The organism is Delftia sp. UME58 (genome assembly GCF_014170385.1).
Lineage (GTDB): Bacteria > Pseudomonadota > Gammaproteobacteria > Burkholderiales > Burkholderiaceae_C > Comamonas > Comamonas acidovorans.
In genome coordinates this window covers 140,183-163,956 of sequence record NZ_LZZV01000014.1, presented here as the reverse complement: position 1 = coordinate 163,956, position 23,774 = coordinate 140,183, and the positions used below count along the sequence as shown (strand labels likewise).

The 23,774-nt window shown below is 67.4% G+C and carries 22 protein-coding genes and 2 riboswitches; of the genes, 8 read left to right on the top strand and 14 right to left on the bottom strand.

Features of this window, described 5'->3' with window-relative positions:
- Nucleotides 1-27: 27 nt before the first annotated feature.
- The 3 genes from A9976_RS06295 to pdxK all read right to left on the bottom strand — a co-directional run bounded on the left by A9976_RS06295 (nucleotide 28) and on the right by pdxK (nucleotide 3,000).
- Nucleotides 28-1,026 (bottom strand): hypothetical protein, encoded by a 999-nt coding sequence (locus A9976_RS06295; protein ID WP_123693797.1) that lies wholly within the window; start codon nucleotides 1,024-1,026, stop codon nucleotides 28-30.
- A 289-nt stretch (nucleotides 1,027-1,315) separates the two neighbouring features.
- A complete protein-coding gene (locus A9976_RS06290) occupies nucleotides 1,316-2,092 on the bottom strand; it encodes an SDR family NAD(P)-dependent oxidoreductase (RefSeq protein ID WP_183018293.1) in 777 nt (258 codons plus the stop codon).
- On the bottom strand, nucleotides 2,089-3,000 hold the full coding sequence (gene pdxK, locus A9976_RS06285; RefSeq protein WP_183018292.1) for a pyridoxine/pyridoxal/pyridoxamine kinase: 912 nt from the start codon (nucleotides 2,998-3,000) through the stop codon (nucleotides 2,089-2,091). The genes A9976_RS06290 and pdxK overlap by 4 nt, the downstream gene beginning before the upstream one ends.
- Nucleotides 3,001-3,172: 172 nt before the next feature.
- Here pdxK and A9976_RS06280 point away from each other — a divergent pair, with 172 nt between their 5' ends.
- Nucleotides 3,173-4,321: a hypothetical protein gene (locus A9976_RS06280; protein WP_183018291.1), complete on the top strand. Its 1,149-nt coding sequence runs from the start codon at nucleotides 3,173-3,175 to the stop codon at nucleotides 4,319-4,321.
- A 107-nt stretch (nucleotides 4,322-4,428) separates the two neighbouring features.
- On the opposite strand, the gene A9976_RS06275 is transcribed toward A9976_RS06280, so the two are convergent.
- The 10 genes from A9976_RS06275 to gcvT all read right to left on the bottom strand — a co-directional run bounded on the left by A9976_RS06275 (nucleotide 4,429) and on the right by gcvT (nucleotide 17,424).
- Nucleotides 4,429-5,130 (bottom strand): ABC transporter ATP-binding protein, encoded by a 702-nt coding sequence (locus A9976_RS06275; protein ID WP_034398706.1) that lies wholly within the window; start codon nucleotides 5,128-5,130, stop codon nucleotides 4,429-4,431.
- Between the two features lie 8 nt (nucleotides 5,131-5,138).
- Nucleotides 5,139-5,906, bottom strand: coding sequence for a high-affinity branched-chain amino acid ABC transporter ATP-binding protein LivG (livG, locus tag A9976_RS06270; RefSeq protein ID WP_012206137.1), 768 nt, complete (start codon nucleotides 5,904-5,906; stop codon nucleotides 5,139-5,141).
- A 52-nt stretch (nucleotides 5,907-5,958) separates the two neighbouring features.
- Entirely contained in the window at nucleotides 5,959-7,197 is a 1,239-nt protein-coding gene (locus A9976_RS06265; protein WP_183018290.1) for a high-affinity branched-chain amino acid ABC transporter permease LivM, read from the bottom strand.
- Complete coding sequence (gene livH / locus A9976_RS06260) at nucleotides 7,197-8,123, bottom strand: high-affinity branched-chain amino acid ABC transporter permease LivH (protein ID WP_012206135.1); 927 nt, start codon at nucleotides 8,121-8,123, stop codon at nucleotides 7,197-7,199. The genes A9976_RS06265 and livH overlap by 1 nt, the downstream gene beginning before the upstream one ends.
- Before the next feature lie 97 nt (nucleotides 8,124-8,220).
- The gene (locus tag A9976_RS06255; RefSeq protein WP_013801936.1) at nucleotides 8,221-9,342 is read right to left on the bottom strand and encodes a branched-chain amino acid ABC transporter substrate-binding protein; all 1,122 of its coding nucleotides are present in this window, start codon (nucleotides 9,340-9,342) and stop codon (nucleotides 8,221-8,223) included.
- A gap of 340 nt (nucleotides 9,343-9,682) precedes the next feature.
- The gene (locus A9976_RS06250; protein ID WP_409049536.1) at nucleotides 9,683-10,396 is read right to left on the bottom strand and encodes an RluA family pseudouridine synthase; all 714 of its coding nucleotides are present in this window, start codon (nucleotides 10,394-10,396) and stop codon (nucleotides 9,683-9,685) included.
- Nucleotides 10,397-10,401: 5 nt separating this feature from the next.
- Nucleotides 10,402-12,621 (bottom strand): PAS domain-containing sensor histidine kinase, encoded by a 2,220-nt coding sequence (locus A9976_RS06245; RefSeq protein WP_183018289.1) that lies wholly within the window; start codon nucleotides 12,619-12,621, stop codon nucleotides 10,402-10,404.
- Between the two features lie 155 nt (nucleotides 12,622-12,776).
- Nucleotides 12,777-15,668 (bottom strand): aminomethyl-transferring glycine dehydrogenase, encoded by a 2,892-nt coding sequence (gcvP, locus tag A9976_RS06240; RefSeq protein ID WP_183018288.1) that lies wholly within the window; start codon nucleotides 15,666-15,668, stop codon nucleotides 12,777-12,779.
- A 71-nt stretch (nucleotides 15,669-15,739) separates the two neighbouring features.
- Nucleotides 15,740-16,114 carry a glycine cleavage system protein GcvH gene (gene gcvH, locus A9976_RS06235; RefSeq protein ID WP_012206130.1) on the bottom strand — a complete coding sequence of 125 codons (375 nt, stop codon included), beginning with the start codon at nucleotides 16,112-16,114 and terminating at the stop codon, nucleotides 15,740-15,742.
- A gap of 134 nt (nucleotides 16,115-16,248) precedes the next feature.
- Nucleotides 16,249-17,424: a glycine cleavage system aminomethyltransferase GcvT gene (gene gcvT, locus A9976_RS06230; RefSeq protein ID WP_183018287.1), complete on the bottom strand. Its 1,176-nt coding sequence runs from the start codon at nucleotides 17,422-17,424 to the stop codon at nucleotides 16,249-16,251.
- A 17-nt stretch (nucleotides 17,425-17,441) separates the two neighbouring features.
- Nucleotides 17,442-17,560, bottom strand: a riboswitch (glycine riboswitch).
- A gap of 15 nt (nucleotides 17,561-17,575) precedes the next feature.
- Nucleotides 17,576-17,687, bottom strand: a riboswitch (glycine riboswitch).
- 169 nt (nucleotides 17,688-17,856) lie between these two features.
- On the opposite strand from gcvT, the gene A9976_RS06225 reads away from it, so the two are divergent.
- The 3 genes from A9976_RS06225 (at nucleotide 17,857) to A9976_RS06215 (ending at nucleotide 20,218) form a co-directional block, all read left to right on the top strand.
- Nucleotides 17,857-19,464, top strand: coding sequence for a fatty acid--CoA ligase (locus tag A9976_RS06225; RefSeq protein WP_183018299.1), 1,608 nt, complete (start codon nucleotides 17,857-17,859; stop codon nucleotides 19,462-19,464).
- Between the two features lie 93 nt (nucleotides 19,465-19,557).
- Nucleotides 19,558-19,809 carry a type II toxin-antitoxin system prevent-host-death family antitoxin gene (locus tag A9976_RS06220; protein ID WP_183018286.1) on the top strand — a complete coding sequence of 84 codons (252 nt, stop codon included), beginning with the start codon at nucleotides 19,558-19,560 and terminating at the stop codon, nucleotides 19,807-19,809.
- Entirely contained in the window at nucleotides 19,799-20,218 is a 420-nt protein-coding gene (locus tag A9976_RS06215; RefSeq protein WP_183018285.1) for a putative toxin-antitoxin system toxin component, PIN family, read from the top strand. Before A9976_RS06220 ends, A9976_RS06215 begins: the two co-directional genes overlap by 11 nt.
- Before the next feature lie 37 nt (nucleotides 20,219-20,255).
- Here the strand turns inward: A9976_RS06215 and A9976_RS06210 are convergent, their stop codons facing one another.
- Nucleotides 20,256-21,173, bottom strand: coding sequence for a LysR family transcriptional regulator (locus A9976_RS06210; RefSeq protein ID WP_183018284.1), 918 nt, complete (start codon nucleotides 21,171-21,173; stop codon nucleotides 20,256-20,258).
- A gap of 98 nt (nucleotides 21,174-21,271) precedes the next feature.
- Here A9976_RS06210 and A9976_RS06205 point away from each other — a divergent pair, with 98 nt between their 5' ends.
- The 4 genes from A9976_RS06205 to A9976_RS06190 all read left to right on the top strand — a co-directional run bounded on the left by A9976_RS06205 (nucleotide 21,272) and on the right by A9976_RS06190 (nucleotide 23,754).
- Complete coding sequence (locus A9976_RS06205; protein ID WP_183018283.1) at nucleotides 21,272-21,784, top strand: DMT family transporter; 513 nt, start codon at nucleotides 21,272-21,274, stop codon at nucleotides 21,782-21,784.
- A gap of 294 nt (nucleotides 21,785-22,078) precedes the next feature.
- The gene (locus A9976_RS06200; RefSeq protein WP_016446324.1) at nucleotides 22,079-22,534 is read left to right on the top strand and encodes an Lrp/AsnC family transcriptional regulator; all 456 of its coding nucleotides are present in this window, start codon (nucleotides 22,079-22,081) and stop codon (nucleotides 22,532-22,534) included.
- 5 nt (nucleotides 22,535-22,539) lie between these two features.
- The gene (locus A9976_RS06195; RefSeq protein WP_183018282.1) at nucleotides 22,540-23,307 is read left to right on the top strand and encodes a DUF6597 domain-containing transcriptional factor; all 768 of its coding nucleotides are present in this window, start codon (nucleotides 22,540-22,542) and stop codon (nucleotides 23,305-23,307) included.
- A gap of 84 nt (nucleotides 23,308-23,391) precedes the next feature.
- The gene (locus A9976_RS06190) at nucleotides 23,392-23,754 is read left to right on the top strand and encodes a VOC family protein (protein ID WP_183018281.1); all 363 of its coding nucleotides are present in this window, start codon (nucleotides 23,392-23,394) and stop codon (nucleotides 23,752-23,754) included.
- Nucleotides 23,755-23,774 lie beyond the last annotated feature (20 nt).

Here is a 23,774-nt window from a genome sequence, read left to right as displayed (position 1 = left end):
TGGATTGGGTTTCAGTGCCGGGGATTATCAAAAGGCATCGCGTTGACGACCACCCCAGGTGGCGCACAGGCTGCCCACAAAAGCGCCCAGCATCAGGGAAACAAACAGCCAGAGCATGGAATGGGCCGTGGCCTTGCGTGCCTCTTCGGCTGCCTGCTTGGCCTTTTGCTTGGCTTCTTCAGCCTTTTGCTCGGCCTGCTTTATCTGCATTTGCACGGAATCAAAGGTGCTACGCACTTTCTTTTGCGCATCTTCCACGGACATATCGGAATTGCGCGCAATCAGCTGGGCCAGGTATTGCTCGTCGGCGGGAGACAGCTGGCCGGTGCGCAGCGACTGGGCAAAGATCACGCCGGCCTCGCGGGTGGCGCTGGCCAGGTCGGCGGGCGTGGCATTGCTGGTGGAGGTAGCGGCGCCGGAATTGCGGAACAGGCTGCCGGTCCAGTAGGCCAGGCCTTGGGGCGAGGCATCGGCGCCCGAGGCACCGGCCATGGCTGCGGCACCGCCAGCAGCCGCACCGCCGGCGGCGCCGATCGCGCCGCCCACCACGTTGGAGGCGCTGGTGGCCACGGTCTGCGCGGCCTTGAAGGCGCCGGAGACGGCACCGCCTGCAGCGGCGCCCATCAGGGCCACCATGGCCAGCGTGGCCAGTGCCCAGGACAGAAAGCCATGGGCCGTGTCGCGGAAGTAGACCTCGTCCGTGTGCACGCCTTGCCAGCGTGTGCGCAGCCGCCCGGCCAGATAGCCGCCCACGCCGGCCGAGGCCAGCTGGGTGAAGGCGATCCAGGCCACGGCCGTCAGGCCCAGGGCGCCGGCATCCAGGCCTTCACCGGACCATACCGACACCGACGACAGGCCCAGGCCCGTGCCCAGAATGAACAGCAGCAGCGACAGCGATGCCGCCGCCATGGCGCCGGCAAATATCGCGGCCCATGAAACGCCGCTGCGTGAGGTATCTACGGTGGCGACCGTGTTGACCACTGGCGCTTCAGCCAGGGGCGCGGATTCGGAATAGGCAATGGACATGGCCGACTTTCTTGGAGTTGAGTGCCCCATTCTTGCCAGTCGCAATAGACGCCGCTGTAGGAGGATTGGAAATGCAGGACTGGCAAACGCAGATGAAAAACGTCATCCTTTGCCAGATGACGATTTTCAAGCGAATGCGCAGGCTGGATATGGAAAATGCTGCCTGCAATCGGTAATTCTTGCAGAACATTTTCCAGGGCGGTATTTGGATTATTCAGGTCAGTGCGGCGATGCCTTTTTCCATTGCCGGATATTCATCGCCGCATTGAAGCTGTCATCCGGAAAATGCTCAGGGCTGGCGCACGTCGGCCACGACCTGCTCGCCAAAATCGGCACGCTGCAGCCAGCCCAGCACCAGGGCTGCCGCCTGCTCGGGCGTGGACAGCTTGCCGCCTTGCTTGAGCTGGGCAAAGTTGCCTGCGTCGGGGAAGGCGGCGGCATCGGCGCTGCGCAGCTGCACCTGCATGTCGGTGTCGATGACGCCGGGCGCCAGCGAGCAGATGCGCGCGCCGTGGGGCTTGAGGGCCTCGTCCAGCGCCACGCTGCGGCTGAAATGGTCCATGCCGGCCTTGGCCGCGCAGTAGGAGGCCTGCGAGGCGATGGCGCGCCGGCCCAGGCCCGAAGAAATGTTGAGCACCTTGCGCGGCACGGCCGTCCAGCCCTCGGTGGCGGCCAGGAAGGCGGCCGTCAGCAGCATGGGCGCCTCCAGCCCCACGCGCATGGCCTGGGCAATGTCGGCGGGCTGCAGCTGCGACAGCGGCGCAATCTGCGGAATCACGCCCGCGTTGTTGATCAGGGTGACGCTGGCGTAGCGCGCGGTGTCCAGGCCGGCCAGCCAGTCGCCCAGCCTGCGGGCCGCGGCCTCGGGCTCGCCCAGGTCCACGCTCCACTGCTGCAGCGGCGCGCGCGCCGTGGCGGCCGCCTGGGCCAGGTCTTCGCTGGTGGAGCGCGACAGCGTGACCAGTTCATGGCCTGCATCCAGCAGTTGCCGGGCCATGGCCAGGCCCATGCCGCGCGAGGCGCCGGTAAGAATCGTCAGGGAAAGAAGAGGCGATGCATTGTTCATGCGGGCGATGGTATCGCTTGTGCCCGTGCTGCCGGCCCGGCCGCTGCCTGGGCGGCGACGGGGTCCGATGGCAGCAGCAGCTCGGCGCTGTGCGCCTGCCGGGTGCGCTCCAGCGCCTGCACGATGCGTTCGCAGGCACGCTCGGCCGCCTCGTGCAGGCTGGCGCCCTGCAGCCAGTGGCCGGTGAGCGCGGCACTGAACAGATCGCCCGTTCCCTTGGGCACCGCATCCACCCGCGCGTGGGTGATCACATGCACGTCATCGCGCGTGACCAGGGCCACGCGCATGCGCTGGGCAGGCTCGCCGTCCAGCTCGGGCGATGCGCTGGTCACGGCCACCCACTGCGTGCGTCCCTTGAGCAGGCTGCGCGCGGCCTGGACCACATCGTCCATGCCGCGCACAGGGCGCGCGGTCAGCCGTTCCAGCTCGAAATGGTTGGGCGTCAGCCCGTCGGCCAGCGGCAGCAGGTGGCGCTGGTAGGCCTCGACCATGGCGGGGTCCACGTAGATGCCGCTGTCGTGGTCGCCGATCACCGGGTCCACCACCACGCGCAGGCCGGGCCGCTGCGCCAGCAGGCCGGCAACCCAGTCCGCCAGCAGCGTGGCCTGGGCCGGCCCGCCCAGGTAGCCGGCCAGCACGGCCTGCAACTGCCGCAGCCCGCCGCGCGCGCCCAGGTCCTGCAGATAGCCCGCAAACCACTCGGCGGCAATCGCTCCGCCGTGGATGCTGGGATAGTGCGGCGTGTTGCTGAACACCACCGTGGGCACGGCCGCCGCCGCCAGCCCCAGCGCCTGCAGCGTGGGCATGGCCACGTTGTTGCCAACGCGGCCGTAGACGACCTGGGACTGCACCGACACCACGTCGATGGCCAGGGGGTGCAGCATGTCTTGGGGAGCGGGGGCGTTCATGGGCGGCCTTGCGGGTGGCAATTCTTGGACGAAGCTGCATTTATAGCGCTGCCATGCGGGACCCGGCAGCACATTCCAGGGCGCACGGCCAGACCACTTCCAGAATCGCGGCAGCGGGATTGGAGCGCCATGCAAGAATGGTTTTTTCCGCACGCATGCATCTCGCTTGAACATGAATTCCCCTCCAGAAATCCAGGCCCTGTATTCGAAATTCAGCGGTGCCGAGGCCTCGGCGCGTTTGAGGGCAGAGATCCGCAGCCAGGTCGCGAGCTGGCGTTGGGCGTCCGACTCCATGGGCTTTGACGAACCCTATGCCCGTGAGCTGTTCGGCGGCCCTGCCGCACGCTGGCTCAGCGATGGGCGGGCAGACCCGCAAAAGCATGTGCACCACGGCCTTGATGCCCAGGGCCGCATCGTTATCGAATGCCGTTCCAGCGCGCGCGAGCAGGTGTGCCTGCACACGCCCGGACAGCGCACAACCGTGTCGTGGCATGGTGGCGGCGGCATCGATTCCGTCAGCCAAAGCCGCTACGAAGAGGGGCGGCTAGTCGCCCATCACATGCACCTTGGCTACCGTGGCATGGACAGCCGCTATGAGTACGACGGCGAACAACTGCAGTGCAGCGTGACCCGGAACTGGGAAACCCGTGAGAGGCCCTGGCTCACGCGGCATGTGTTCGTGCATGGCGCGGACGGCGTTCTGGATCGCATCCACCTTCAATACCTGGACACGCAGGGCCAGCCCGAGCCGGGTGCCGACAGGCTGCTCTACCTGCGCCTGCCCAAGGGCGAGACGCTGAAGACCGTCGAGGCGCGTGTGCAGCTGCTGCTGGAGCAGTCACTGGCCACGGCCTTGCAGCAGATCCCACGCGATGAACCACTCTACGGTCTTCTGCTTTGCTACACGCATGAGGACCTGGCCGCAGCCTGGCCGCCCTTTCTGGTCTGGGGGCGCGAATCCTATCGGCGCGCGGTGCTGGAGCGTGGCGAAGAGGTTCCGTATTACCTTTGGGCGCCGGACGAGATACGCGGCATGGGCGATGCCGACGAGCACTGGTTCTCCGATGAGGCGCTTGGCGAAGCCTGCCTGCTGCATGGCCAGTTGATGGAGATGAAGCAGAGCAATGCCTCGGCCATGCGGGTGCTCAGGCACATGCTGCCCTTGCTGGAGAGCATGGTCAGGCAGGCGGGTCTGCCTGTGACCGATGATTTCGTGGTGGCCTTTGCCGACAACACGGGCGAGATCGATCCCTTGAAGGCCATGAAGGCCCGTCTGCCGGATGCGCATTGGGCGTTGCTCAAGCAGCGCGGCCTGGTGTGAGGTCTTTCGGGTTCTGAAATGAAAAGGCCCGCCGGATGGCGGGCCTCCGTGCAGTGCCGGCTTGCAGTATTGCCGGCGCCTTGCAGGGCGCTCAGGCGCTCAGGCGCTCAGGCGCCCAGGTAGGCGCGGCGCACGGCGTCGTTGGTCAGCAGGTTGGCGCCGGTGTCTTCCAGCACCACCTTGCCGGTCTCCAGCACATAGCCGCGGTCGGCGATCTGCAGGGCGCGGTTGGCGTTCTGCTCGACCAGGAAGACCGTGACGCCGGCCGTGCGGATGGTCTGGATGATCTCGAAGATCTGCGCAATGATCAGCGGCGCCAGGCCCAGTGTGGGCTCGTCCAGCAGCAGCAGGCGGGGCTTGCTCATCAGCGCGCGGCCGATGGCCAGCATCTGCTGCTCGCCGCCCGACATGGTGCCGGCGCGCTGGTGGGCGCGCTCACGCAGGCGCGGGAAGAGGCCGAACACATGTTCGATGCCGGCCTCGATCTGCGGCTTGTCCAGGAAGAATCCGCCCATCTTCAGGTTGTCCGTGACCGTGAGGTCCGAGAAGATGCGCCGTCCCTCGGGCGAGACCGCGATGCCCTTGCGCATGATGTGGTGCGAGGGCAGCTGGGTGATGTCCTCGCCCTCGAACGAGATGCGGCCCGAGCTGGCGCGCGGGTTGCCGCACACCGTCATCAGCAGCGAGGTCTTGCCGGCGCCGTTGGAGCCGATCAGCGAGACGATTTCGCCCTGGTTGACGTGCAGGCTCACGCTGTCGACCGCGCAGATGGCGCCGTAGTGGGTGGAGATGTTCTCCAGTTGCAGCATGGCAGGCATCAGGCTTCTCCCAGGTAGGCCTTGATGACCCGTTCATCGTTGCGGATGGCGTCCGGCAGGCCCATGGCGATGGGCTTGCCGTACTCCATGACGAGGATGCGCTCGGACACGCCCATGACCAGGCCCATGTCGTGCTCGATCAGCAGCACGGCAATGCCGTACTGGCGGCGCAGCTGGTCGATCAGGCCCTGCAGGTCCTTCTTCTCCTGCGGGTTCAGGCCGGCGGCGGGTTCGTCGAGCATGAGCACGCGCGGCTTGGTGATCATGCAGCGCGCGATCTCCAGGCGGCGCTGGTGGCCGTAGGCCAGGTTGCCGGCCTCGCGGTTGACGAACTCGCGCAAGCCCATGACGTCCAGCCAGTGCAGGGCGCTCTCGATCTTTTCCTCTTCGCTGCGGCGGTAGCTTGCCGTGTTGAACAGGCCCGACAGCAGGTTGACGCCCGAGCGGCGGTGCTGTGCCACCAGCAGGTTTTCCAGCACGGTCATGGACTTGAACAGCCGCACGTTCTGGAAGGTGCGCACCACGCCGTGGTTGGCCACGTGGTGGCTGCTGCGGCCCTCGATGGCGCTGCCGTCCAGCGTGACGGAGCCGCTGCTGGGCTGGTAGAAACCGCTGATGCAGTTGAACACCGTGGTCTTGCCGGCGCCGTTGGGGCCGATGATGGCAAACACTTCCTGCGGGCGCACGTTGAAGCCCACATGGTCCACGGCCAGCAGGCCGCCGAAGCGCATGCACAGGTCTTTGACTTCTAGCAAATACTCGCTCATTGCCGGCCCTTGCTGCTTTCTGTTGTCCCAAAAATCATGGTGTCGGCATGCCTCATGAGCGCACCTCCACATGGTGGCGGCGCATGGGCAGCAGGCCCTGCGGGCGCCAGATCATCATCAGCACCATCACCAGGCCGAAGATCAGCATGCGGTACTCGGAGAACTCGCGCGCCAGCTCGGGCAGCACCGTCAGCAAGATGGCCGCGATGATCACGCCCAGCTGCGAGCCCATGCCGCCCAGCACCACGATGGACAGGATCAGCGCCGATTCGATGAAGGTGAACGATTCGGGGTTGACGATGCCCTGGCGCGCCGCGAAGAAGGCGCCGCCCAGGCCGGCGAACATGGCGCCCAGCGTGAAGGCGGACAGCTTGATCTTCATGGGGTTCAGGCCCAGGGAGCGGCAGGCGATCTCGTCCTCGCGCAGCGCCTCCCAGGCACGGCCAATGGGCATGCGCACCAGGCGGTTGGAGATGCACAGCGTGACCACGGCCAGCAGCAGCGCCATCAGGTACAGGAAGATCACCATGTGCAGCGAGCTGAACTCCAGCCCCAGGAACTGGTGGAAGGTCGTGCCGCCCTCGGTGGAGGCATTGCGCGTCATCTCCAGGCCCAGCACCGTGGGCTTGGGGATGCTGGAGATGCCGTCCGGCCCGCCCGTGATGCTGGTCAGGTTGACCAGCATCAGGCGGATGATTTCGCCGAAGCCCAGCGTCACGATGGCCAGGTAGTCACCGCGCAGCCGCAGCACCGGAAAGCCCAGCACGAAGCCGAACATCGCGGCAGCGGCGCCGGCCAGCGGCAGCGCTTCCCAGAAGGACCAGCCGGCCCAGTGGAACAGCAGCGCATAGGTGTAGGCGCCCACGGCGTAGAAGCCCACGAAGCCCAGGTCCAGCAGGCCGGCAAAGCCCACGACGATGTTCAGGCCCAGGCCCAGCATCACGTAGATCATGGCCAGCGTGGCGATGTCCACCGCGTTGCGGCCCGCGAAGAAGGGCCAGGACACGGCGATCAGCAGGGCGGCCAGGATCAGGCCGTTGCGGTGGCTGGGGCGTGCGTGCGGCAGCGAGGGCAGCGAGACCTTGGGCATCTTCGCCGCGATCAGCGGGCGCAGCAGCTGCACCAGGAAGACCAGGGCGCAGGCCCAGGCCACCACCGTCCAGTCGGGATTGATGATGGTGCGGGTGCCGGCGCGCTCCAGGTGCAGGCCGAAGATGGGCGTGACGACCACGGCGGTCATCACCGTGGCGATCAGGGCGTCGCGCAGGTTCAAGGTGGGTTTGGCTTTCATCAGACCTTCTCCACTTCAGGCTTGCCCAGCAGGCCCGTGGGGCGGAACAGCAGGATCAGCACCAGCAGGCCGAAGGCCACGATGTCCTTGTACTCGGACGAGATGTAGGCTGCCGCAAAGGTCTCGGCCACGCCCAGCAGCACGCCGCCCAGCATGGCGCCGGGGATGGAGCCGATGCCGCCCAGCACCGCCGCCGTGAAGGCCTTGATGCCGGCCAGAAAGCCGATGAACGGGTTGAGCTTGCCCACGGCCAGCGCGATCAGCACGCCACCCACGGCCGCCAGCATGGCGCCCAGCACGAAGGTGAACGAGATCACGCGGTTGGTGTCGATGCCCAGCAGGCTGGCCATGTGCATGTCCTGGGCGCAGGCGCGCGAGGCGCGGCCCATGCGGGAATGGCGGATGTACAGCGTCAGCAGCACCATGAGCACGATGGCCACCACGATGATCAGGATGCGCGAGTAGGGCACATAGATCTCGAAGCCACCTTCGGCGCCGAAACGCAGTGCGCCCGGCAGCAGCGAGGGCACGGCCATGTCGCGCGCGCCCTGGCCCAGGGCCACCCAGTTCTGCAGGAAGATGGACATGCCGATGGCCGAGATCAGGGCCACCAGGCGCGGGCTGCGGCGCAACGGCTTGTAGGCCACCTGCTCCACCACCAGGCCGTAGACGCCGGTGACGAAGACCGACACCACCAGCATCAGGCCGATGATGGCCCACACGGGCAGGCCGCTTGTCGTGCCGATGGCCGACAGCGTGACCAGGCCGATGTAGGCGCCGATCATGTAGATGTCGCCGTGGGCGAAGTTGATCATCCCGATGATGCCGTAGACCATTGTGTAGCCGATGGCGATCAGGGCATAGATGGCGCCCAGGGACAGTCCGTTGAACAGCTGCTGTATCAGCTGAGGTAAGAGTTCTGACATGGTGTAATGCCGCCCCAAAACAGGAAAAGGCCTAAAAGGCCAGGATGCAGACAACCGGGACACGCGTAAGCGTGCCCCGGCCAGTCAACGAGGGGGATTACTTGGCAGCGACCGACTTGCTGCCGTCCTTGTGCCATTCGAACACCTGGAAGTCGAAGGACTTCAGGTCGCCCTGCTTGTTCCAGCCCACCGAGCCCAGAACGGTCTCGAAGTTGGACTTGTGCAGGTGGTCAGCCACCTTGGCGGGGCTGTCGCCCACGGCCTTGATGCTGTCCAGCAGCACTTGCGTGGCGGCAAAGGCGGTCAGCTGGAAGGCGCCCGAGGGATTGCGCTTCTTGTCCTTGAAGGCCTTGACCACGGCGGCGTTCTTGGGGTTGGCCGAGAAGTCTGCGGGCAGGGTCACCAGCATGCCTTCGACGGCGTTGCCGGCGATGGCATTGACTTCGGGGTTGCCCACGCCTTCGGGGCCCATCATGCGGACCTTCAGGCCCTGCTCGGAAGCCTGGCGCAGCAGCAGGCCCATTTCAGGGTGGTAGCCGCCGTAGTAGATGAAGTCCACGCCGGCGCTCTTGAGCTTGGTGATGACGGCGGAGTAGTCGCTGTCGCCGGCGTTGATGCCTTCGAACAGGGCCACTTCCACGCCGGCCTTCTTCAGGTCGTCGCGCACGGAGGAGGCAATGCCCTGGCCATACGACTGCTTGTCGTGCAGCACGGCAACCTTCTTGGGCTTGGCCTTGTCCAGGATGAACTTGGCGGCGGCCGGGCCCTGCTGGTCATCGCGGCCGATGGTGCGGAAGATGAAGTGGTAGTTCTTGCCGTCGGTCAGGGCCGGGGAGGTGGCCGAGGGGGTCACGACGACCACGCCTTCGTTGTTGTAGATCGGGGCGGCGGCAATCGATGCGCCCGAGCAGACGGGGCCGATCACGTAGCCGATCTTGGCGTTGACCACGCGGTTGGCGGCCACGGGGCCTTGCTTGGGTTCGCAGGCGTCATCGACGGACACCAGCTCGATCTTCTTGCCATTGACGCCGCCAGCCGCATTGGCCATTTCCACGGCGGTGTTCACGCCTTCCTTGACCATGTCGCCGTACTGCGTCAGCGGGCCGGTGGTGGGAACCACCATGGCGATCTTGATTTGCGCATGCGCTGTGGAGAACAAGGCGGCACCAGCCAAACCCAGGGCGGCGACGACGGTGTGCATGCGGAACGGAATGCTCATGGGTACTTCCTTCAACTTTGGGTAAAGCGTTCTGAAAAGCGCGGTGGCTCCTGTAGGGGCGATCCGCGCAAAGAAGCACAGGTTAATCTCCTGGTTACCAATGGCAACAGGGTATCCCGGGGCTGGCGCGGCTGCAGGCTTTTCGCTAAGGGCTGGATGCCATCGCAGGCTGCTTGTCAGCGCCGGTTTTGGGCGACGAAAACGCCTGATGCCGACGGTGCACCCGGACGGTGCTTCATGAAACCAATATGACCGACTGCAAGAAGGGGAAACACGTACACGGAATGTTGCATCGCAGCAACGCGCCAGCGGGCGCCGGTCTCCGTGTTTCTGCGGTGGATCAAAACGGCACGGCGGATTCGAAACGCAGCGTTTGGCCCGACAGGGGATGCGCCAGCTCCAGCTGGTGCGCATGCAGCAGCAGGCGCGGCGACAGGGCGTGCACGGCGGCATCGGCATAGAGCGCATCGCCCAGGATGGGATGGCCCAGCGCCGCCATGTGCACGCGCAACTGGTGGGTGCGACCCGTCACGGGCTGCAGCTGCATGCGCGTGATGGGAGCGTCCCTGCCTTCGGTGGCTGCTGGCATGGCGCGCCACAGGGTCTGGCTGGGCTTGCCTTGCACGGCGTCGATGATGCGCAAGGGGCGTCGCTCCCAGTCGGCGGCTATCGGCAGATCGATGCTTTGCCAGTCGTCGGCCTGCTGCTCGGCAGGGCGGCCGGCGACCACGGCCACGTAGCGCTTGTGCACGCGGCGCTGCGCAAAGGCTTCGCTCAGGAGGCGCTGGCCGGCCAGGCTGCGCGCCATGACCACCAGGCCCGAGGTGGCCTGGTCCAGCCGGTGCACGACCAGCGCATCGGGCCAGCGCTGCAAGGCGCGGCCGCTCAGGCAGTCCTGCTTGTCGGGGCCGCGCCCGGGCACGCACAGCAGGCCGGAGGGCTTGTCCAGCACCAGCAGCTCGGCGTCCTCGTACAGGCAGGAGACACCTGCATCGGTATCTGCATCGGCAGCAGTACCAGCACCGAGGCACTCCTGCCGCCATTCAGCGCTCAAGCCGCTCACCGTTCATTCAGGAGCCTGTGCACGGTGGCGCACAGCTCCTCCACGTCATTGGGCTTGTGCACCAGGGCCCGGGCGCCTGCGGCCATGGCGGCCTGCTCGATCTCGGCGGTGATGTAGCCCGAGGCCAGGGCGATGGGCAGCAGGGGCTGGATGGACAGCGCCTCATACACCAGGTCGATGCCGCTGTAGCCGGGCATGTTGTAGTCGGTGACCAGCAGGTCGTAGTCCTGGGGGGCGGCGCGCAGCGCCTCGGTGGCCTCGTGCGGATCGGTGAAGCCGCTGACCTGGTAGCCGCGACGGCGCAGCAGGCGCTGCACCAGGAAGACCAGGGCCTGGTCGTCGTCCACGTACATCACATGCTGCTGCGCGGCCTGGGGGTCGGGCAGCAGGGCGAACTGCGGGCCGGTCGGGGTTTCCGCGGCTGCCAGCGGCTCCGGCAGGCTGGGCGGCGTTTCGGCCGCGGGCGCCTGGGCTGGTGCGTGCTCGGCGGGCGCCAGGGCGTCGGCCGGGGGAAAGTACAGCGTGAAGCGGCTGCCTTGCCCTGGAATGCTGTACACGTCCACGGCGCCGCCGTGGTTGCGCATGACGCCGTGCACCACGGGCAGGCCCAGGCCCGTTCCCTGGCCCACGGGCTTGGTGGTGAAGAAGGGCTCGAAGATGCGCTGCAGCGTGCGCGCATCCATGCCGGGGCCGTTGTCCTGCACCGACAGCGCCACGTAGCTGACGGGCGGCAGGCCCAGGCGCTCGCACAGGCGCTGGTCGGGGCGCACCAGGTCGGCGTCCATCTGGATCAGGCCGCGCCGCTCACCCAGGGCGTGCATGGCGTTGGTGCACAGGTTGAACAGGGCCTGCTCCACCTGCATGGCGTCGGCCAGCATGGGGGGCAACTGCGGCGGCACATGCACCTGCAGCTCCACGGCGGGCGGCAGGGTCACGCGCAGCAGCCGCGCCGTGTCGCCCATGACTTCGCGCGCCTGCACGGGCTTGCGCTGGGGCGGCTCGTTGCGGCTGAAGGTCAGGATCTGGCGCACCAGGTCGCGTGCGCGCCGGCCGGCCTTCTCGATCTCCTGCAGGCTTTCGATGGCTGCGGCATTGCCGCCGCAGTCGGCCTTGGCCAGTTCCACGTTGCCCAGGATGGCGCCCACGATGTTGTTGAAGTCGTGCGCAATGCCGCCGGCCATGGTGCCCAGGGCCTGCATCTTGTGCGATTCGCGCAGCTGGTCTTCCAGCTCGTTGCGCTGGGCCTCGGCCTTCTTGCGGCTGGTGAGGTCGCGCGCGAACACGGTGGTGGTCTCGCCGCCGCTGTGGTGCTCGAAGGAGACACTGACCTCGACCGGAATCTCGCGGCCGCTGGCCGTGCGCGCCGTCATCTCGCCCAGCACGGCCTGCGTGGTCAGCGGTGCAAAGGACAGGGCCTGTGCCGCATCGGGCAGGAAACGCTCCAGCGGACTGCCCAGCGCGTCGTGCGGCGGGCACAGGAACAGGGCGGCGGCCGTGGGATTGAAGACGGTGATGCGCTGGTCCGAGTCCAGGCAGATGATGGCGTCCAGCGCCGAGTTGATGACCGATTCCAGCCGCCGCTCGCTCAGGAACAGCTGGTGGTTGCGCTGCTGAAGCGCCAGGCGCTCGGCCAGCAGCGGGCCCTGGTCCACCACGGCGCAAAGGTACTGGGCAATGGGCGGGCCGCTTTGCTGGGGGATGGCGATGCAGGCCACGTGCAGGTCGGCGCGCAGCTGGTGCTGCTCGGTGATCTCGAAGCAGACCTCGTGGGCCTCGGTGCGGCCCAGCTCGCGCGCGGCGGAGAAAGTCCTGCGCACGCGCTCGGCATCGTCGGGGTGCACGAAGGGCGCGAAGTTCACCAGCAGCCGGTCATGCTCGGAGGGCTGGAAGGCGCTGTGCGCCATGGCGTTGGCCTGCACCACCATGTCGTGCTCGTCCACCACCAGCAGGGGCAGGGGAATGCTGGCGAACAGGGCCTCGAAGCGCTCGGAGGCGCTTTCGGCCACGGCCTGGCTGTAGTCCAGCACGCGGTTCTGGATTTCCAGTTCGCGCTGGTAGTTGCGCAGCTCGGCCACCAGGGCCTGCAGCGGGTCGTCTACGGGCTGGAAGAGGGGGAAGCGTTCGACGGGGGGCAGGTCGGCGCCGGGCGCCAGCAGCGCATGCAGGGGCAGGTGCTCGTCGTCGCGAGGCGGATCGGAATGGTCTGGGCTGCTCATCGCGTGCTGGCGCTGGGGAAAGCGGCATATGCCGCACAAATCCTGGTGGCCCGCGCACGGCGCCCGGCAGGTTGACCGGGGCCCGGCGCGGGCAGGGCCGCAGTGTACGCGCGCCGGGCGGGGCGCCACAAGCGCCCCTTGGGGTGACAGGTGCTTCAGCTCAGGTAAGCGTCCACGGGGATGCAGCTGCAGTACAGGTTGCGGTCGCCGTAGACGTTGTCCACCCGGCCCACCGGGCACCAGTACTTGGACTGGCGCAGGGCAGCCACCGGGTAGGCGGCTGCCTCGCGGCTGTAGGGGCGGGCCCATTCCGAGGCCAGCAGGGTCTCGGCCGTGTGCGGCGCGTTCTTGAGCGGGTTGTCGTCCTGGGGCAGGCGGCCCTGCTCGATGGCGCGGATTTCCTCGCGGATGGCGATCATGGCGTCCACGAAGCGGTCCAGCTCGTACAGGCTTTCGCTTTCGGTGGGCTCCACCATCAGCGTGTTGGGCACGGGGAAGGACAGCGTGGGCGCATGGAAGCCGTAGTCGATCAGGCGCTTGGCCACGTCCTCGGCCATGACGCCCGTGCTTTCCTTGAACTGGCGCAGGTCCAGGATGCACTCGTGCGCCACATGGCCGTGCTCGCCTGCGTACAGCGTGGGGTAGTGGTCGCGCAGCCGGGCGCTGATGTAGTTGGCGCTGAGGATGGCGGTCTCGGTGGCCAGGGTCAGGCCCTGGGCGCCCATCATGCGGATGTACATCCAGCTGATGGGCAGCACGGCCGCATTGCCCAGCGGTGCGGCACTGATGGCACCCGTGCCGCCCGCAAGGCCCGCCGTGGCATGGCCGGGCAGGAAGGGCACGAGATCCTCGACCACGCAGACGGGGCCCACGCCCGGGCCGCCGCCGCCGTGCGGGATGCAGAAGGTCTTGTGCAGGTTCAGGTGGCTGACATCGCCGCCGAAGCTGCCCGGCGCGGCCAGGCCCACCAGGGCGTTCATGTTGGCGCCGTCCACGTAGACGCGGCCGCCATGGTCATGCACCAGCTTGCACAGCTCCTTGACCTGGGTCTCGAACACGCCGTGCGTGCTGGGGTAGGTGATCATGATGCAGGCCAGGTTGGCACTGTGCTGCTCGCACTTGGCCGCCAGGTCCGCCATGTCGACGTTGCCGTTGGCGTCGCAGGCGGTGACCACCACCTGCATGCCCACCATCTGCGCGCTGGCGGGGTTGGTGCCGTGGGCGCTGCTGGGAATCAGGCAGACGTTGCGGTGCGACTGGCCCCGGCTCGCGTGCCAGCCCTTGATGGCCAGCAGGCCCGCGTACTCGCCCTGGCTGCCGGCATTGGGCTGCAGGCTGATGCCGGCGTAGCCCGTGGCCTGGCACAGCCAGTCGCGCAGCTGCCTGTCCAGTTCCGCATAGCCCTGCTGCTGGTCGGCCGGGGCAAAGGGGTGCACCTGGGCGAACTCGGGCCAAGTGATGGGAATCATCTCGCTGGTGGCGTTGAGCTTCATGGTGCAGGAGCCCAGCGGGATCATGCTGCGGTCCAGCGCCAGGTCCTTGTCCGACAGCTGGCGGATGTAGCGCAGCATGGCGGTCTCGGAGCGGTGGGTGTTGAACACCGGGTGCGTGAGGAAGTCGCTGCTGCGGCGCAGGCCGTCAGGGATCAGCGGCTCCACGCCCTTCTCGAAGGCGGCGAAGCCGGGCAGCGGCTGGCCGTCCTTGGCAAACACCTTCCACAGCAGTTCGACATCGGCGCGCGTAGTGGTCTCGTCCAGCGAGATGCACAGGTATTCCTTGAAATACACGCGCAGGTTGGCGCCCAGCGAGCGCGCGCGGGCGGCGATGGCCTGGGTGGCCGCACCCGTGTGCAGGCTCAGCGTGTCGAAGCTGGGCACCTCGCGCAGCGGCGCGCCCAGCTCGGCCAGGCCACGCGCCAGGATGGCCGTGTACGAGGCCACGCGGCGGGCGATGCGCTCCAGGCCCTCGGGGCCGTGGTAGACGGCGTACATGCTGGCCACGACGGCGGGCAGCACCTGGGCCGTGCAGATGTTGGAGGTGGCCTTTTCGCGGCGGATGTGCTGCTCGCGCGTCTGCAGGGCCAGGCGGTAGGCGGGCTTGCCGTGCACGTCCACGCTCACGCCGACCAGGCGGCCGGGCAGGGAGCGCTTGAACTCGTCGCGGCAGGCCATGAAGGCGGCGTGCGGGCCGCCGGCGCCCATGGGCATGCCAAAGCGCTGGGTGGTGCCCACCACGATGTCGGCACCCCATTCGCCGGGCGGCGTGATCAGGGTCAGCGCCAGCAGGTCGGTGGCCACGATGAAGGCGGCCTGCCTTGCATGGGCCTTGTCCACGTCGGCGCGCAGATCGTCGATGCGGCCGCTGGTGGCGGGGTACTGGGCCAGCACCGCGAAGTAGTCGCCCTCCATCAGCTGGTTCCATTCCTCCAGCGAATTGGCCAGCAGCACCTCGATGCCCAGCGGCGCGGCGCGCGTCTGTATCACCTCGATGGTCTGGGGGTGGGCATCGCCGGCCACCACGAAACGGTTGCTCTTGCTTTTGACGGAGCGCTTGGCCAGCGTCATGGCCTCGGCGGCGGCCGTGGCCTCGTCCAGCATGGAGGCGTTGGCAATCGGCATGGCCGTCAGGTCGCAGACCATGGTCTGGAAGTTGACCAGGGCCTCCATGCGGCCTTGCGAGATCTCGGCCTGGTAGGGCGTGTAGGCCGTGTACCAGGCGGGGTTCTCCAGAATGTTGCGCAGGATGACGCCGGGCGTGTGCGTGCCGTAGTAGCCCTGGCCGATGAAACTCTTGAGCAGCTGGTTGCGGCCTGCCAGCGCCTTGAGCTCGGCCAGCGCCTGGGCCTCGGTGGCCGCTGGCGGCAGCGCCATGGGCTGGTGGCGCCGGATGGAGGGCGGGACGATGGCGTCGATCAGCGCATCGCGCGATGCCGCGCCAATGGCGCCGAGCATGCGGGCCTCGTCTTCGGGCGCTATGCCGATATGGCGAGCCACGAATTCGGTGGCGTTCTCGAGGGCGGCAAGGGGCTGGGTGGAGGACATCAGCATGGAGGGACCTGTCTCAAAAGCTGAAAAGCGCCAGGGCGGGCCCTGGCGCCCGTCCTGGCCGGAAAGAGGCGTCAGTTGCTCTGTGCGAAGGCCGTGTAGGCGGCTTCGTCGAGCAGCGCGGCCAGCTGGCCTGCGTCGCTGAGCTTGACCTTGAAGAACCAGCCTTCGCCCAGCGGGTCGCTGTTGGCCAGGGAGGGGTCGTCGCGCAGGGCTTCGTTGACTTCGACGATCTCGCCGCTGACGGGCATGTAGACATCGGCGGCGGCCTTGACGGACTCGACCACGCCGGCCACATCGCCCTGGTTGAAGCTGGTGCCCACGGCGGGCAGATCGACGAACACCACGTCGCCCAGCGCATCCTGCGCGTGGAGGGTGATGCCGACGATGGCCGCGTCAGGGTTGGCGGCGTTGATCCATTCGTGGTCCTTGGAATACTGGATGCTCATGGCTTGCTCCGATAGAAACTGAAAAAAACCTGTGAAAGGCGGTTTGAGAAAGGTCAGTGCGCACTGTAGCGGCATGCGATGGCAGGAAAAACGAATCCGCCGAACTCGATCCACGCCAAGCGCGCAGGCTGTCCTCAACCGCGGTGATAGCGGGGCGCCACGAAGGGCGTGGCCTGCACCTGCATGGGCACGGCCTTGCCGCGCACCATGGCCTGCAGCGTGGTGCCGATGGCGGCGCTGCCCGGCTCCACATAGGCCAGTGCCACGGGCTGGTTCAGCGTGGGCGACAGCAGGCCGCTGGTGACCTGGCCGACCTTGCGGCCGCTGGCGTCCAGCAGCTCCGTGCCTTCGCGCACGGGCACGCGCTCCAGGGCCACCAGGCCCACGCGCTTGCGCGTGAGCAGCTCGGGCGACTGCAGCTGGGCCAGCACGGCGGCCGCGCCGGGAAAGCCGCCTTCGCGCTCGCCCCCGATGCGGCGGACCTTCTGCACGGCCCAGTTCAGGGCGGCCTCGGCCGGGGTGGTGGTCGTGTCCAGATCGTTGCCGTACAGGCACAGGCCGGCTTCCAGGCGCAGCGAATTGCGCGCGCCCAGGCCCACGGGCCTGACTTCGGGCTGGGCCAGCAGGGCACGGGCAAAGGCCTCGGCGTGGCCGGCGGGCAAGGAGATCTCGAAGCCGTCCTCGCCGGTATAGCCGCTGCGCGTGATGTACAGCTCGGCGCCTTCCCAGTCGAAGTAGCCGCCCGTCATGAACACCAGCCCGGCCGTGTCGGGCAGTAGGCGCTCCATGGCGACTGCTGCCTGCGGGCCCTGCAGCGCCAGCAGGCCCCGGTCGAACTGGGGCTCGATTTCGCAGCGCTGGCCGATGCGGGCCTCTATGTGCGCCAGGTCTTCGTGCTTGCAGGCGCCGTTGACGATCAGGAACAGGTCGTCCTCGCGGCGCACGAACATCAGGTCGTCCAGAATGCCGCCCGCATCATTGAGCAGCAGGCCGTAGCGCTGGCGGTGTTCGCCCAGGCCCAGCACGTCCATGGGCAGCAGCGATTCCAGCGCGGCGCCGGCATCCGGGCCGCGCAGGCTGATCTGGCCCATGTGCGAGACATCGAACAGGCCTGCCGCCTCGCGCGTGTGCAGATGCTCGGCTATCAGCCCCTGCGGGTATTGCACGGGCATGGAGTAGCCGGCAAACGGCACCATGCGAGCGCCCAGTTCCTGGTGCAGGTCGAACAGCGGGGTCTTGAGCAGATCGGTGGTGGAGGCAGCGGTCAAGGAGGGACTCTCTTTTCGGCAAGGGGCAAGGCACAACGCCATCCCGGAATCCCGGGATGTCCTGCCCTGCTGTCCGCTTTACCTGAGAGATTCACCCGCACCTTCCATGCGTGGGGCTTGCTCCTTCGGTGGATGGGGCACACCGCCGTGCCCTGCATCTCTCTCCAGCTAGGAACGCCTGCGGCCGTGGCGGCAGGCGGTGCCAGTCCTTTTGCCTGAGCGTTCGGGACGAACCCTGCGCCTTCGGCGGTGCCGCTGCCTGTGACCATTGCGGCCGGGCGGGCACTCTCTCCTGACCGGCGCATTCTAGCTGCGGCCGGCCCCTGCGCGGCTGCGGGATTTCCGCGGGCCGACTGCAGCTCCATGCGCTTGCCTGCATGGATGCATTTGCAAATTGCATAACTGTCTAAAAAATCTCCTACATTGAGATGCATCGATATATGAAATCTCGTGAGCGAGAAGGAAGAAGCGCACATGCAGCAGACGCTGGGAGACACATTGGCCTGGCCGGCACGTTACCTGCCGAACAAGGAAGCCCTGGTCGCGTGGGAGGGCGGCGAGCGCCGCGCCTGGACCTATGCACAGCTCGATGCCGAGGTCAACCGCCACGCCCACGGCCTGGCCGAGCTGGGCATAGGCCATGGCGACGTGGTGGCGGCCTTTCTCTACAACACGCCGGCCTTTGTCTTCACCATGCTGGCGGCCGCGCGCCTGGGCGCCATCTTCAACCCCATCAACTACCGGCTGGCGGCGCAGGAGCTGGCCTTCATCCTCAAGGACGGCGCCGCGCGCGCCCTGGTCTTCGAGCAAGAGGGCGGCGAGGTGGCCGCACGCGCCCAGGCCCTGCTCAAGGCCGAAGGCGGGGGTGGCCCTGGCACGGGCGTCGAGCACTGGATCTTTGCCGACGATACCCAGGCCGACGCGCTGCCGATCTGGGCCACGCAGCGCCTGTCCGCCCTGGCCAGCGGCCGCAGCAGCGCGCCGCCACAGGCCCATGTGCGCGAAAGCGATCCTTGCATCCTCATGTACACCAGCGGCACCACGGGCCGGCCCAAGGGCGTGCTGCACACGCACCGCAGCAAGCTGGCGCACAACGCCCTCATGCACCAGACCATGCAGTTCACGCGCGACGACGTGGGCCTGGCCATGGCGCCGCTCAACCACACGGCCGAGCTGCACACCAGCTTTTTGCCGCGCCTGCAGGCCGGGGCCACCCAGGTGCTGCTGCGCCGCTTCGACGTGACCGAGGCCTGGCGCCTGATCCGCGAAGAGCGCGTGAGCTTCTTCTTTGCCGCGCCCACCATGGTCACCATGCTGCTGGCCGACCCCATTGCCTCGCCTGAGCAGGCGCCCGCGCTGCGGCTGGTGGAGTACGGCGGCGCCTCCATGGCGCCGCACCTGATCCGCGAATGGACGCGCAAGGTCGGCAGCGACCTGGTCCAGGTCTACGGCACCACGGAAATGGGCCCCTGCATGTCCGTCCTGCTGCCGCGCGAGCAACTCTCGCACGCGGGCTCGGCAGGGCTGCCCTCCATGGGCCATGACCTCATCGTGGCGCGCCTGCGCGAGGACAACGCCCCCACCGATCCGGCCGAGGCCTGCCTGCCCGGCGAGGTGGGCGAAATCCTGGTGCGCGGCCCCTGCATGATGGCCGGCTACCTCAACCGCCCCGACGCCAATGCCCGCGCCCTGGCGCACGGCTGGTACCACACGGGCGACCTGGGCCACATCGACGACGACGGCTACCTCTGGATCCGCGACCGCATCGACTACATGATCAATTCGGGCGCCGAGAACGTCTATCCGCGTGAGGTGGAAGACGCGCTGGTCGAACACGCCGATGTGCTCGAGGTCGCCGTCATCGGCGAAGCCGACGAGCGCTGGGGCCAGATCGTCGCCGCCCATGTGGTCGCCAGGCCCGGCGCCACGCCCACGGCCGAGGCGCTGGACGCCTTCCTGGTCCACGGCGACCGCCTGGCCGCCTACAAGCGCCCGCGCCGCTACCACTTCCGCCAGGCCCTGCCCAAGACGGCCAGCGGGAAGATACAGAAGCAGTTGCTGAGGGTGGTGGTGACGGCGTGAGTGCCTGACAAAGCTGGCGCATCCCGTCGGGGCAATGCTTGAACGTGGGCCCTCGCACTCGCACAATGGGTGGGCAACATTGCGAGGTACAAGATGCGCACCATGACGGCAAACCAGGCAGGAAAGGGATTCGCGGAGGTCATAGAGGCCGTCCGCGAGGGTCCTGTACTGATCCAGCAGCAAGCCGCAAATGTGGCTGTGGTCATGTCGGTGCAGGAGTACGAGCGGCTCATTCACACCAACCTTTCGGAGTTCCAGCGCTTCAGTGACCAGGTTGGCTCCAAGGCCGGCAAGGCCGGTATGACCGAAGACGTGCTTCAGGAACTGCTGGGCCGTGAGGACTGATCTGCGGCTGGTGATCGACACGAATCTGTGGATCAGCCGCCTGCTCATGCCGACTGGCATGGCAGCAAAGAGCGTGGATCAGGCGCTGGGCTGCGCGACCGTGTCGATGTCCCAGCAGACCCTGGCGGAATTGAGCGAGGTTCTCTTGCGCCCGAAATTCGACCGGTATGTTTCCCGCGAGGACAGGCGGCGCTTCCTGCTGTTGCTGGACGGAGTGGTGCGACGGATTTCCGTCACCCGGCAGGTTTCCGTATGCCGCGATCCCAAGGATGACAAATTCCTTGATGTCGCACTCAACGGCGGTGCCCAGATGATTGTGACGGGGGACCAGGACTTGCTTGTCCTGCATCCTTTCCAAGGCATTGAGATACTCAAGCCTGCAGATTTTCTTGACAGAGTGGCCCGTTGAGAGGGGAGGGTGGTGGCAGGGAGGCTGGCCCTGCTTGTCACCGGCTTTCACGGCAGCACGCTGCCACCGCCTGCCGCAGCCACCGATGCATGGCATCCCCCTGCTTGCGCACATGCCAGGCCTGCTGGTAGGCGAACCGGGGCAGCTCCAGCGGCGGAGCGAAACGGCGCAGCGTTTTGTGGCGGCGCAGGTCTCCGATGGCGCGGCTGCCCACGGTCAGCACGAGGTCGGTGCCGGCCAGCACTTCCAGCGCCGCGCTCCAGTGGGGCAGGGCCAGCACCACGCGCCGGCTCAGGCCTTGGGCGGCCAGCGTCCGTTCGATTTCCTCGTTGGCGTCGGGCCGCATGGCCAGCATGACGTGCGGGCGCTGCAGCCAGTCCTGCAGCGACAGGCCGCCGCGTGCCGGCAGCACGGCCTGGTCGGCCACGCTCACGAACTGTTCCTGGAACAGATCCTGCACCTCGATGCCATCGGTTAGGTCGGGTGCGTCGGGGAAAGGGCCCAGGGCCAGGTCCAGTTCGCCATCGGCCAGCTGGGCCAGCATCACCTCGCGCGTGGACTGGCTGATGGCCAGGTCCAGCCCGGGTGCGTGCTGGCGCAGATGCCGCATCAGCGGCGGCAGCACGATGCGCGATGCGTAGTCCGACAGCGCCAGCCGCAGCCGTCCGCGTGCGTGGGCCGGGTCGAACTCTGCCTGCGCCAGCAGGCCGTTGAGGCTGCCCAGCGCATCCGCCAGCGGTTGCACCAGGCCTTGCGCGCGTGCCGTCAGCGCCATGCGGCCACCACGCCGCACCAGCAACGGGTCGCCCAGATGTTCGCGCAGCTGCGCCAGCGAATGGCTCATGGCCGGCTGGCTCTTGTGCAACCGCAGGGCCGCGCGCGTCACATGTTTTTCGGCCAGCAGGGCGTGCAGGGCCAGCAGCAGGTTGAGGTCGATCCGGCGCAGTTCATCCATTCCATGAATATAGAACGTGCAGACAAACGATTTCCATCCATTCAGCGGATGCGAGAGCATCCAGGCATGGATTCACGAACAGGAAAGGGGAGATCTGCATGACAGGACGGAACACGATTTTGGCCATGGTCCCCGTGGGCATGGCACTGCTGGCTGGCGCCATCTTGCCGTTCCAGGCGGCGAGCAACGCCATGGTCGGGCGTCTGCTGGGCCATCCGCTGTGGGGCGCGCTGACTTCGCTGGCCGTGAGCGTGATGGTCGTCGTGCCCGCGCTCTGGGCCATGCGCGCGCCCACTCCCGCCGTGGCGCAGGCGGCCGCGGGACCGTGGTGGCTATGGATAGGCGGCGTGCTGGGCGCCATCTATGTGGCCAGTGCGGCGGCCGTGACACCCAAGCTGGGTGCGGGCGGTTTTCTGGTCTGCGTGGTGGCGGGGCAGATCGTGGTTTCGGTGCTGGTGGACCACTTCGGCCTGATGGGCCTGGGCGCCAGGCCGGTCAATTGGTCGCGGCTGGCAGGGGTGGCGCTGATTCTGGGCGGCGTGTTCCTGGTGGTGCAGGGCGGGCAGGTCAAGGAACCGGCCGGCGCGGGCAGTGCGGCCGCTCAGCGCTAGCGCATTGCGAGGGCACGGTGGTGCGAGGCTCCCTCAGACCTCGCCCCAATGCAACAGGCCGCCCCGCTGCGGATAAGCGGGGCGGCCTGTAACGGGCTCCTGAGGGGATCACGCATCCGGGCGCTGGCGGTAGTCGGCGGGGCTGGGTGAATGGTTTTGCTGCGCCGGTAAGCGTGCTCCCATGCAGACAAGTGTGCGCGTGTGGCCTCAGAAAATGCTGCTTTATTTCTTCAAAACAGGCGTTGCTACAGAAAATTATTCTGCACCTGCCTGTTTTGCAGTAGATTGCCGGCCATGGATACCCTCGACAGAAAGATTCTTTCCGCCCTGCAGGCCAACGCGCGCGCCAGCCTGCAGGAAATCGGCGCGGCCGTGGGCCTGAGCGCCTCGCCCTGCTGGGCGCGCATCAAGAAGCTGGAAGAGGCGGGGGTGATCGAGGGCTATACCGTGCGCCTGAACCCGCTGGCGCTGGGCCTGGGCGATACGGTGCTGGTGCAGGTCACGCTGGACAGCCATTCGGACAACACGCTGGAGAAATTCGGCGAGATGCTGGCGACCATTCCCGAGGTGGTGGAGGCGCACCTGGTCTCGGGCGAGTACGACTACCTGCTGCGCGTCGTCGTCAAGGACACGCGCGACTACGAGCGCCTGCTGCGCGAGAAGCTCTACAAGATCAAGGGCATACGCCACAGCCAGTCCAGCTTTGTGCTGCGCACGCTGAAGAAGGCCGACCTGCCGCTGGGGGTCTGAAGTCCATGCCCTCTGGCCAGGCGCCGCCGCCCGCCCCCTACCGCGAACACTCCCCACCGCCCGCCTTGCAGCCGCACTTCCAGTGCCTGTGGAGCAGCACCGTGGCCAGGGACTACGCCGGCGGCTTTCTCGTGGTGCCGGATGGCTGCGTGGACATCGTCTGCAAAGGCGGTCGGCTGCTGGCCGTGGGGCCCGACCGGGTGGCTGCGCGGCCCGCGCTGGTGCCGGGGTCCGAGGTATGGGGGGCGCGCTTCGGCCCCGGTGCGGCCAGCGCCTGGCTGGGCCTGCCCATGGACGAGATCGTGGGGCAGGCGGTGGAACTGGGCGATCTGCTGGGGTCGCGCGCGCGGGAGTGGGTGCATCGCATCAACGATGCGCAGCCGGGCGCAGGGCAGGCCGTGTTCCTCCGTGGACTGGTGCAGATGGGCCGCGACGCCCCAGCGCCGGACCGGCAAGCCATGCAGCTGTTCAATGTGGCGGCTGCAGCCGGGCGGGATGAATCCGGTGTGCTGGCCGCCATGCGCGCACAGCTGGACATGTCCGAGCGCAGCCTGCGCCGCTTGTGCCACGCGCAGTTTGGCTACGGCCCCAAGACGCTGGAGCGCGTGCTGCGCTTTCAGCGCCTGCTGACCCTGGCACGGTCTGACCGGCAGGCAGGTCTTGCGGCCCTGGCCCTGGACGCGGGCTACGCGGACCAGGCGCATCTGTCGCGCGAGGTGAGGGCGCTGTGCGGCATCACGGCGCAGGCCGCCATGGCGCAGTTGCTGGATTGAGCAGTCCGGCTGGCCGTTTTGTTCAAGACCGCTGCCACGGCGTGGCCGATGATGGCGGCTTACCAGCATTCAACGGAGCAGAACATGGGCATCAGGGGCAAGAACCACCAGATCGACAACATCGAATTCAACGTGGCCGATATTGCGCGCAGCAAGGCGTTCTATGGCGAGGCCTTCGGCTGGACCTTCACCGATTACGGCCCGAGCTACACCGAGTTCAGCGATGGCCGGCTGACGGGTGGCTTCACCACGGGCGAGGAGGTGCGGCCCGGCGGCCCGCTGGTCATCCTCTACGCCGACGATCTGGTCGAGGCACAGCGCCGCGTGGAGGCGGCCGGGGCCGGGGCCGTGATCAGCCGTGCGGTGTTCGCGTTCCCGGGGGGCCGCAGGTTCCACTTCACCGATCCGGACGGCTACGAGCTGGCCGTGTGGTCGGCCGATGCCTGAAAGACGACAGCCCGCATCTG

Bases quoted from the DNA above. Each gene is read 5' to 3' on its own strand.
- A9976_RS06195 (WP_183018282.1), top strand. From the start codon at position 22,540: ATGCCCTCTGGCCAGGCGCCGCCGCCCGCCCCCTACCGCGAACACTCC.
- A9976_RS06210 (WP_183018284.1), bottom strand. From the start codon at position 21,173: ATGGATGAACTGCGCCGGATCGACCTCAACCTGCTGCTGGCCCTGCAC.
- livG (WP_012206137.1), bottom strand. From the start codon at position 5,906: ATGAGCGAGTATTTGCTAGAAGTCAAAGACCTGTGCATGCGCTTCGGC.
- A9976_RS06200 (WP_016446324.1), top strand. From the start codon at position 22,079: ATGGATACCCTCGACAGAAAGATTCTTTCCGCCCTGCAGGCCAACGCG.
- A9976_RS06265 (WP_183018290.1), bottom strand. From the start codon at position 7,197: ATGAAAGCCAAACCCACCTTGAACCTGCGCGACGCCCTGATCGCCACG.
- gcvP (WP_183018288.1), bottom strand. From the start codon at position 15,668: ATGCTGATGTCCTCCACCCAGCCCCTTGCCGCCCTCGAGAACGCCACC.
- A9976_RS06245 (WP_183018289.1), bottom strand. From the start codon at position 12,621: ATGAGCAGCCCAGACCATTCCGATCCGCCTCGCGACGACGAGCACCTG.
- gcvH (WP_012206130.1), bottom strand. From the start codon at position 16,114: ATGAGCATCCAGTATTCCAAGGACCACGAATGGATCAACGCCGCCAAC.
- A9976_RS06255 (WP_013801936.1), bottom strand. From the start codon at position 9,342: ATGAGCATTCCGTTCCGCATGCACACCGTCGTCGCCGCCCTGGGTTTG.
- A9976_RS06225 (WP_183018299.1), top strand. From the start codon at position 17,857: ATGCAGCAGACGCTGGGAGACACATTGGCCTGGCCGGCACGTTACCTG.
- A9976_RS06295 (WP_123693797.1), bottom strand. From the start codon at position 1,026: ATGTCCATTGCCTATTCCGAATCCGCGCCCCTGGCTGAAGCGCCAGTG.
- gcvT (WP_183018287.1), bottom strand. From the start codon at position 17,424: ATGGCGTTGTGCCTTGCCCCTTGCCGAAAAGAGAGTCCCTCCTTGACC.
- pdxK (WP_183018292.1), bottom strand. From the start codon at position 3,000: ATGAACGCCCCCGCTCCCCAAGACATGCTGCACCCCCTGGCCATCGAC.
- A9976_RS06290 (WP_183018293.1), bottom strand. From the start codon at position 2,092: ATGAACAATGCATCGCCTCTTCTTTCCCTGACGATTCTTACCGGCGCC.
- A9976_RS06275 (WP_034398706.1), bottom strand. From the start codon at position 5,130: ATGCTGCAACTGGAGAACATCTCCACCCACTACGGCGCCATCTGCGCG.
- A9976_RS06220 (WP_183018286.1), top strand. From the start codon at position 19,558: ATGCGCACCATGACGGCAAACCAGGCAGGAAAGGGATTCGCGGAGGTC.
- A9976_RS06205 (WP_183018283.1), top strand. From the start codon at position 21,272: ATGACAGGACGGAACACGATTTTGGCCATGGTCCCCGTGGGCATGGCA.
- livH (WP_012206135.1), bottom strand. From the start codon at position 8,123: ATGTCAGAACTCTTACCTCAGCTGATACAGCAGCTGTTCAACGGACTG.
- A9976_RS06280 (WP_183018291.1), top strand. From the start codon at position 3,173: ATGAATTCCCCTCCAGAAATCCAGGCCCTGTATTCGAAATTCAGCGGT.
- A9976_RS06190 (WP_183018281.1), top strand. From the start codon at position 23,392: ATGGGCATCAGGGGCAAGAACCACCAGATCGACAACATCGAATTCAAC.